Origin of the sequence: Frigoribacterium sp. RIT-PI-h, assembly GCF_001297205.1 — a bacterium.
In the GTDB taxonomy this organism is placed as follows: Bacteria; Actinomycetota; Actinomycetes; order Actinomycetales; family Microbacteriaceae; genus Frigoribacterium.
In genome coordinates this window covers 1-8,250 of sequence record NZ_LHOZ01000010.1, presented here as the reverse complement: position 1 = coordinate 8,250, position 8,250 = coordinate 1, and the positions used below count along the sequence as shown (strand labels likewise).

7 protein-coding genes are annotated in these 8,250 nt (G+C 73.7%); 4 read left to right on the top strand and 3 right to left on the bottom strand.

Annotation, left to right across the window (positions count from 1 at the left end; genetic code table 11):
- Window positions 1-9: 9 nt before the first annotated feature.
- The 3 genes from AEQ27_RS00620 to AEQ27_RS00610 form a co-directional block, all read right to left on the bottom strand.
- A complete protein-coding gene (locus AEQ27_RS00620) occupies window positions 10-1,290 on the bottom strand; it encodes an Nramp family divalent metal transporter (RefSeq protein WP_082383110.1) in 1,281 nt (426 codons plus the stop codon).
- Window positions 1,291-1,465: 175 nt separating this feature from the next.
- Window positions 1,466-2,185 carry a hypothetical protein gene (locus tag AEQ27_RS00615; RefSeq protein WP_054144925.1) on the bottom strand — a complete coding sequence of 240 codons (720 nt, stop codon included), beginning with the start codon at window positions 2,183-2,185 and terminating at the stop codon, window positions 1,466-1,468.
- A gap of 115 nt (window positions 2,186-2,300) precedes the next feature.
- Window positions 2,301-3,284 carry a CvpA family protein gene (locus AEQ27_RS00610; RefSeq protein ID WP_054144924.1) on the bottom strand — a complete coding sequence of 328 codons (984 nt, stop codon included), beginning with the start codon at window positions 3,282-3,284 and terminating at the stop codon, window positions 2,301-2,303.
- 655 nt (window positions 3,285-3,939) lie between these two features.
- Here AEQ27_RS00610 and AEQ27_RS00600 point away from each other — a divergent pair.
- The 4 genes from AEQ27_RS00600 to AEQ27_RS00585 all read left to right on the top strand — a co-directional run bounded on the left by AEQ27_RS00600 (window position 3,940) and on the right by AEQ27_RS00585 (window position 7,829).
- On the top strand, window positions 3,940-4,848 hold the full coding sequence (locus AEQ27_RS00600) for a CoA ester lyase (protein ID WP_235450923.1): 909 nt from the start codon (window positions 3,940-3,942) through the stop codon (window positions 4,846-4,848).
- A 165-nt stretch (window positions 4,849-5,013) separates the two neighbouring features.
- A complete protein-coding gene (locus tag AEQ27_RS00595; RefSeq protein WP_082383109.1) occupies window positions 5,014-5,730 on the top strand; it encodes a PadR family transcriptional regulator in 717 nt (238 codons plus the stop codon).
- A 183-nt stretch (window positions 5,731-5,913) separates the two neighbouring features.
- Entirely contained in the window at window positions 5,914-6,795 is an 882-nt protein-coding gene (locus tag AEQ27_RS00590; protein WP_054144922.1) for a DNA/RNA non-specific endonuclease, read from the top strand.
- A 62-nt stretch (window positions 6,796-6,857) separates the two neighbouring features.
- A complete protein-coding gene (locus AEQ27_RS00585; RefSeq protein WP_054144921.1) occupies window positions 6,858-7,829 on the top strand; it encodes a hypothetical protein in 972 nt (323 codons plus the stop codon).
- Window positions 7,830-8,250: the final 421 nt, after the last annotated feature.

The window sequence follows — 8,250 nt, the reverse complement described above, 5'->3', positions numbered from 1 at the left end:
CCCTCCCCCTCACGCCCCCGAGACGGTCAGCCCGATGAGCACGAGGTTGAGCGCGACGACGACCACCAGGGCCGCCCATCCGGCCACGCGAGTCCCCACGGCGTTGACGCCCGTGCCCATGAGGGACCGGTCGCTCGTCGCGACGACGAGCGGCACCAGCGCGAAGGCGATGCCGAAGCTCAGCACCACCTGGCTGAGGACGAGCAACCAGGTCGGGCTGATGCCCGTGGCGAGCAGCACCAGGGCAGGGATCAGCGTCACGACCCGCCGGACCATGAGCGGCACCTGCACGTGCAGCAGACCCTTCATGATCTCGGCGCCCGCCATCGCCCCGATCGACGTCGACGCCAGGCCGGAGGCGAGCAGGCCCACGGCGAAGAGCACCCCGATCACCGGCCCGAGAGCGGCGGCGATCGCCTGCTGCGCCCCGGGGATCGTGTCGGTGCCGTCCTGGCCCGCGAGGGTCGAGGCCGCGAGCACGAGCATGGCGACGTTCACGCCACCGGCGACCAGCAGCGCGAGGACGACGTCCCACCGCGTGGCCTTCAGCACGCGGGCCCGGTCAGCCCCTTCGGCGACGACGCCGTGGTGGTCCCGGGTCAGCGCGGAGTGCAGGTAGACCGCGTGCGGCATGACGGTCGCGCCGAGCATCGAGGCGGCCAGCAGCACCGCCGTGCTGTCCTCGAAGCGGGGCACGAGGCCGGCGAGCATGCCGCCCGCCGAGGGCGGGGAGAAGAGCAGGCCGGCGCAGAACCCCAGCGTGAGGACGGCCAGCAGGGCGATGACCACGGTCTGGAAGACCCGGCCGCTGCGGTACCTCGTGAGCATGAGCAGGCTGAGCGAGACGAGGCCGGTGATCAGACCGCCGACGACGAGCGGCACGCCGAAGAGCAGCTGCAGGGCGAGGGCACCACCGATGATCTCGGCGACGTCGGTCGCGGCCGCCACCAGCTCGGCCTGCCCCCAGTACGCGAGCCGGAGGGGCCGACGACGGAGGCGCGTGCCCATCACCTCGGGCAACGACCGCCCCGTGACGATGCCCAGCTTGGCCGACAGGTACTGGACCAGCACGGCGATGGCGTTGGCCAGCACGAGCACCCAGAGCAACGTGTACTGGTACGACGCCCCCGCCGTGAGGTTCGCGGCGACGTTCCCCGGGTCGACGTAGGCGATCGCGGCGACGAACGCCGGGCCCAGCAGGGTGCCGCGCGGCCGCGCGTGGACGACCTGCGGGGGGCGGCCGTCACGGGGCGGTTCGGCGTCGGCGCGGCGGGTGTCGGTCGAGCTCATGCCTCGACCTTAGCAAGGTTTCGGCGTGCCGAAATCCTGGTATCGAAGCGCCTCAACACTGCGGAGACGAGAAGAACCCCGTTCCGTGTGATGAACCACGAAGGTTCGTGGTTCATCACACGGAACGGGGTTCGAGGCTGATCCGGTACGGACCGGATCACGCCGTGGTTCGGTACTACTCCGTCGCGGCGGTGATCTTCGCGACGCCGACGAGCATCTCGTCCTGGACGGCGTCCGTCCCGAAGGTCTCGTTCAGCAACTCGGCCGCGTCGGGGCTGACGTGGACCGTCGTGCCCTCGAGCACGGCGTTGCCGTCGACGACCTCGAGGGGCTTCAGGGTGCCACCCCAGAGGTTGAACAGGTAGGCGTCCTCGGCGGCGACGGTGCCGTTGGCGGTGACGGTGCCGTAGAGCTTCGACTCGCCCGGGTCGATGCGGAAGTCGGTGAGTTCGACGACGGTGCCGTCGGCCGCGGTCAACGAGAGGCCCGAGCCGTCGTGGTCGATCTCGCCCTGCACGTAGGGACGGATCTCGCTGTCGGGGCCGAAGTAGTCGACGTGCCCGCCCGTGATCGGGAACGAGAACGTGCCGTCGGTGAACGTCGCGGTGCCGACCACGCCCGGCGTGAGGCCGAGGGTCGTGAGGGCCTCGACGAACGACGCGTCGACGGCGACCTGGGTGTCTACGCCGTTCGACAGGTCAGGGATCGTCGCCTGGGGCAGCAGGCTCTCGCCCGGGCCCGGTTCGCGGGTCTGGTTCACGGGGTGCGTCGGGGCCGTGTTGTTGCTCTCGGAGTCCGAGGTCGAGGCACAGGCCGCGAGCGAGAACACGAGGGCTCCGGTGGCGACGACGCCGAGGACGCCGCGGCCGAGGGGGGAACGGAGGGGGGTGCGCATGAGTGGTCCTTGTCTGTGCTGCCCGGTGGGGTTGAGCGGTGTTCGACGCCCGGGCCGCGTCGGATGGGGCGAGCGGGCGAGGGGGCGACCCGGCCGGGACGCCCCCTCGCGGCGCTCAGTCCTGTTCGGAGAAGAAGCGGTCGACCTTGCGGTGGTACCGCTGACCCAGCAGGCCGCCGAGGACGGCACCGGCGAAGCTCAACACGACCACGAGGGCGAGGCCGATCAGACCGGCGAGGGACGACGACTGCAGGTCGTCCATCGAGGGCACGAACGGGTTCGGCGACGACGAGTCACCGGACTGGGTGCCGACGACGCCCACGACGATCGCCAGGACGATCGTGATGACGACGCCCCAGAGCCAGGTCGCGAGCCCCTGCTTGAAGCCGCTGAAGCGGGCGATGCGCGACGCCGTGTACCCGCCGACGAGGTACCCGAAGAAGATGATCGCGAGCACCACGATGCCCGACGTCAGCGCCAGCACGTCGGCGTTGTCGGCCGTGAAGCTGCGCAGGTCGGTCATGGCGGTCGAGCCCGAGGCGACCCCGCCCCAGGCCGCGAGGACGCCGCCGAAGATCGTGATCATGACGAGGCCGAAGCCCGTCGCGGCGAACCAGCCGAGCAGGCCGGCGCCGAAGCGGATGCCGCCGAACTCCTCTTTCTGCTGGGCGAGCAGCTCACGGCGCACCGACACGTGGTCGATGCCGGAGTCCTTGATCAGGGGGTAGGCGTGGGAGCCGGTGTCGCGACCGGCGGCGGCTCCCGCAGCCGCGCCTCCTGCTGCTGTCGCGGTCGGCGCGACGGCGGTGGGGGCGTCCTGACCGAACGAGGGCTGACGCTCGGCCGCGGCGCGGTCGGTGGCGTCGCGCTCGGCGTCCGAGCGGTCGTCGACCCACCCGTCGCGCGAGGACGAGGAGGCGCCGGTCGCCGCGGTCGCGGACGCCGCGGTGGCCGTGTCGTCACCCCGGTCACCCGTGGCGGGGTCTCCGGCGCGGGCGGCCTCGGCCGCGCGCAGGGCCTCGTCGTCGTGCAGCGGACGGCGCGTGCCGGCGGGGGAGGCGGACCAGGCCCGCTGGGCGGGCTCGGTCGGAGCCGCCATGGGGATGGCCTCGGTGGGACGGCCGGCCGAGGCCGCGTCCCGGTCGGACTCCGAGAGGCCTCGGTGTCGCGCCCGGCGGCGTCAGTCGACGAGTCGGCGTCGGCGGGTCGGTCGGACGCCGGGTCGCCGGGGGCGTCCTCGGCGGGCGCCGACTCGGGCAGCGCCTCCTCGTCGGCGGGGGCGGGGGCGCCGGACGCGTCGCCGGTCGCACGGGTCTCGGCCACGACCGGGCGGTCCTCGGCGTCGGCGATCGGGGCCTGCTGCGTGGGGGCGTCGGAACCGAAGTCGACGGCGGGCTGCTGCTGCGTCGGGGCGTCGCCGCCGAAGTCGACGGCGGGGGGCTGCTGCGTCGGCACCTCGGAGCCGTAGGGCACCTCGGTCGACTCACCGGTCTCGTCGGACCGCGGGGCGTCGTTCTCGTCGCCGTGCCGGGGATCGCGTCCCTCGTGGTCGGGGCGGTCGCGCCGCGGATCGTTCGCGTCGGTCATGGCTCACTCCTGTCGGTGGGGTCGTTCCCTGGATCTGTGATCCTCCTGAACGTTACGCCCGAACGGCACCCCGGGCCGGGAGCCCCCGCCCTCCCCCGGAGGACTCACGGGCCCGGACGAGCCGGTAGCGTGGCCGGGACCGCCGAGCGACGAAGGACGCCGACGCCATGACCGCCCCCAGCCAGACCCCCGCCGGCCCGCCCGCGCCCGCCCCCGCGGCGACGGCCCGCCGGGCCCCGGCGGCCGGCCGCACGCGACCCAAGGCCGACATCGCCCGATCGTGGCTGCTTGTCCCCGGCACCGCCCCCGCCCGCTTCGACTCGGCGCAGGCGTCACGCGCCGCCCCGACCGCCCTCGCCATCGAGGTCGCGGTCGACCCGGCCCGCACGCCCGCCGCACGCGACGACGTCGTCGCCTGGCTGACGGGCGGCGGCGAGGCGTGGGTGCGGATCAACGACCGCTCGACCGACTTCTGGTCCGGCGACGTCGACGCCCTCCTGGGCCTGCCCGGACTGCACGGCGTCATGCTCGCCAAGACCGAGGCCCCCGAGCACGTCACCGAGACCTTCGACCGGCTCGGAGGCGCGGCGCCGGTGCTCGCGCCCGTCGCGTCGGCCCTCCGCATCGAGGAGAGCCCCGCCCCCGCCAACGCCCGCGGGGCGCTCCGCCTCGCGTTCGGCAGCGGCGACTCCCGCCGCGCCACCGGTACCCGCGCCGCCGCCCTGGCCATGGCCTACCCCCGCTCGCGCCTCGTCGTGGCCAGCCGCATCGGCGGACGGCCCGGCCCGATCGACGGCCCGACGGTGGGCAGCAGCCACCCCGTCCTGCGCGAGCAGTCCGGGGGCGCGGTCGCCCTCGGCCTGACCGGCAAACTCTGCCTCGACGTCGAGCAGTTGCCCGTGATCAACGAGGTCATCCGCCCCACCCCGTCCGACGCCGCCTGGGCCCAGGACTTCCCCGCCGCCTTCGGGGGCCGCGGCCGGGTCACCCGCGAGGGCCGCGCCCGGCCCCGCCTCGGCCGGGCCCAGAAGATCGAGAAGCTCGCCTCGGCGTTCGGGGTCCAGCCCGCGAGCTGACCCCTCGACGGAAGGAGGCGCATCCCACCGGGGATGCGCCTCCTTTTTTTCTTGACCGAGTTCCTGTTCCGGTCTTGACTCGCGATAGTCAACGACATATCTTTGACACATCGCGACAGGACGTCGTGATCTCGACTTCTTCCCTCGACCCGAAAGGAGTACCCCATGGGTACCGACTTCACCCCCGAGAACCACGGCGACCCCCGTCGCCAGCACCACGACTCCCCCGACGCCCGCCGCGACCCCTTCGGCCGCGGCGAGGGTCACGGCCGATTCGGCCGTCCGTTCGGCCGCGGGTTCCGCCCCGGCCCCGGGTTCGGTGGCTTCGGCCCCGGTTTCGGCCCCGGTTTCGGCCCCGGCGGCCCGGGCTTCGGCCCCGGCGGCTTCGGGCCGGGCCGCGGCGGACGCGGCCGGGCCCGACGCGGCGACGTGCGCCTCGCGATCCTCCCCCTGCTGTCCGACGCCCCGTCGAACGGCTACGGCCTGATCAAGGCGATCGCCGAGCGCACCGACGGCGCGTGGAAGCCGAGCCCCGGCTCGGTCTACCCGACGCTGCAGCAGCTCGTCGACGAAGAGCTCATCTCGTCCGACGAGGCCGCGACCAAGAGCGTCTTCACGCTGACCGAGGCGGGCCGGGCCCATGTGGCCGAGCACGCCGACGAGATCGAGAAGGCCTGGGCCGCCACGGCCGACGACGCGAGCGACACCGACCGCGAGGTCCAGACCAGCCTCATGAAGCTGATGGGCGTCGTCAAACAGTTCCACCACGACGGCAGCGAGGCCCAGCGGGCCGCCGCCACCGCCCAGCCCGACGAAGCCCGCCGCGCGCTCTACACGATCCTGGCGGACTGGGCCCTGGCGGGCTCAGCCTCGGCGGGCTGAGCCCCGGCGGGCTGAGCGCTCGCCGGTCGGCACCGGCCCGGCGGCCGACGTGAGCACCGAGGCGGCGCGGTGCGGGAAGCCCCGCCCCGCGCCTCCTGCGCGTGGTCGCGGCGCCGCCCGGACCGATGTCAGGGGTCGTGGGCAGGATGGCCCCACGAGAACGACGACCTGCCGGAGGCGCCCATGAGCACCACAGACGACCCCACCACCGCGAGCACCGTCGGGCTCGACCGCGCGGGGTACGATCCGTCGTTCCTCACGGTCCACGTGCCCCTGCCGGCAGTCCACACCACCGTGCGCGAGTTGCCCTACGTCCACTTCACGGTGCTGCTCGACCCCCTCCGGCGCTTGGCCGCTCTGACGGCGGTCAACGTCGACGGGTCGTCGCTGCTCGACCTGGGCCGAGGCGACGACTGGCAGCTAGACGAACGCGTACCCGACGACGAGCAGACGGGTCCCGAGGTGTACGCCGCGAACGACCGCGACCGGGGGCACCTCGCGCGCCGACGCGACCCGGTCTGGGGCGAGCCGGTCGTCGCGGCCGCGGCGAACGTCGACACGTTCAGCTTCACCAACGCCGCACCGCAAGCCGCCGAGTTCAACCAGTCGAAAGAGCTCTGGCTCGGCCTCGAAGACCAGGTGCTGCAGTACGCCTCCACGCACCGGCAGCGGCTGACGGTCTTCACGGCGCCCGTGCTGCTCGACGACGACGCGCCCTACCGCGGCATCCGCCTGCCGCGCCGGTTCTTCAAGATCGCGGCGTGGACCACGTCGGACGGTGGCTCGTTGCGCACGGCGGCGTACCTGCTCGACCAGTCCCCCGAGCTCGAGGGCGTCGACCTCGAGGCCGTGTTCGCCCGCGCGCACGAGCAGGGCGACCCTCCACCCCTCGGGCCGTACCGCACCTACCAGGTGCCCGTCCGCGACATCGCCGAGATGACCGGCTTCGACCTCGCGCAACTCGCCGAGGCCGACACCCTGCGGCCCGTGCCCACGATCGAGCCGCCGGACGGCATCCGCGCGGGGTGGGTGCCGCTCACGTCGGTCGACCAGCTGTCGTTCTGACGACCCCGCGACCCCGGCTCGTCCAGGCGGCTCGCATCGAGCCGTGCCAGCATTCTCTGGCCATGGCACCGAACGACCGAGACCCCGTCGACCCCGCAGACATCCCGTCACCCCTGCCGCCCGAGATGCCACGCAGCCTGACGATCCTGCGCGACGAGGACGCCCCTCCGGTCCGGGCCGCGCCCTGGCGCGAGGTCCGGGTGGCCTTCCTGGTGCCGACCACCTCGACCGATGCGGCCTCCGGTGTCAGGCACCTGCTCGACGAACCCGAACTGCACTTCTCTCCCGGGCTGCGCCAGGGGACGCTCGCGCTGATGCCCCGCCGATCGGCGCTCCTCCGCGTGGTGCTCGAGTGGGAGTGGTCGGTCGAGGCGGCGTCCTTCTCCGTGAACTCCTTCGAGCCAGAGCCCTTCACGCCCGACGAACGGGACGCCCTCGAGGCCTGGTTGCGGGCGACGGCCCGACGGCTGCAGCTGTTCGAGGGTGCGCTCGCGCGAGCCGTCGCCCGGGTCGACCACGACGTGGTGCGTGGCATCGACACGAGCTCTCCCGAGTCCTCGCTGGCCGGCGCCGCGGCCGTGGCGCGGGCAGCAGATGCGGTGGCGAGCGCGTCCGGTCCGGACGACCCGCGGCCCGGGGGCGCCCGATCCGACGATCTCGCGACGGCCGGCCCGGCCGCCACGACGATGCGGGCGGCCACCCTCGGCACGAGACTCGCCTCCCCCGCCGCCCGAGCCCCTCACCCCGTGGTCGACGTCACCCTGCCGGACGCGAGCGACCCCGGCTGGGAGGTCTTCGTCGACGCCACGACCCGTCAGACCCTCGGCTACCGCCGCACCCTCGACGACGACGGCAACGCCTACGCCTTCAGCTACCTGGTGGCCGACGACGTGGACGACGTCACGCCCGACGACCTGGTCGACTGGCACGACCAGCACATCCAGCGACAACTCCTGGTCGAGGACGCACGCCAGGCCTACGTCCACCTGCTGGCCGGGCTGGAGCCGCCCGTCTCGGTGCAGTACACGGTCTGACCGACCCGACCCGCGCCTCCTGGTCGCCTCCCCGACCGACCCGGTGCGTCCCCGCGCTCATCGCGACGGGCCCATCGCGCGGGCGACGTGCCGTTCGCGACCCGTCCGAACCCAGGGCGGCGTGCATCCCGCGACCTGTCCGAGCCGCGGCGGCGTGCCTTTCGCGACCTGTCCGAGCTGCGGCGACGTGCCTTTCGCGACCTCGGGCGGCCCGCCGGACGTGCCGAACCCGACATCGGCGCGACGAAACGCCGCTCATCTGTTCACCCGGACGGCGTGTCGGGTCCCGGGTGTCGCGATTTGCACGAGAAGCCGGGGGGTGGGGGCAGCGGCCGGGAGGCGCGTGGTAGGGGGCCGAGGCGCCGAGGGGGCCGGATCCGCTGCCGGTGGCCGGGGCCTAGGCGCGCACTCCTCCCTGCGG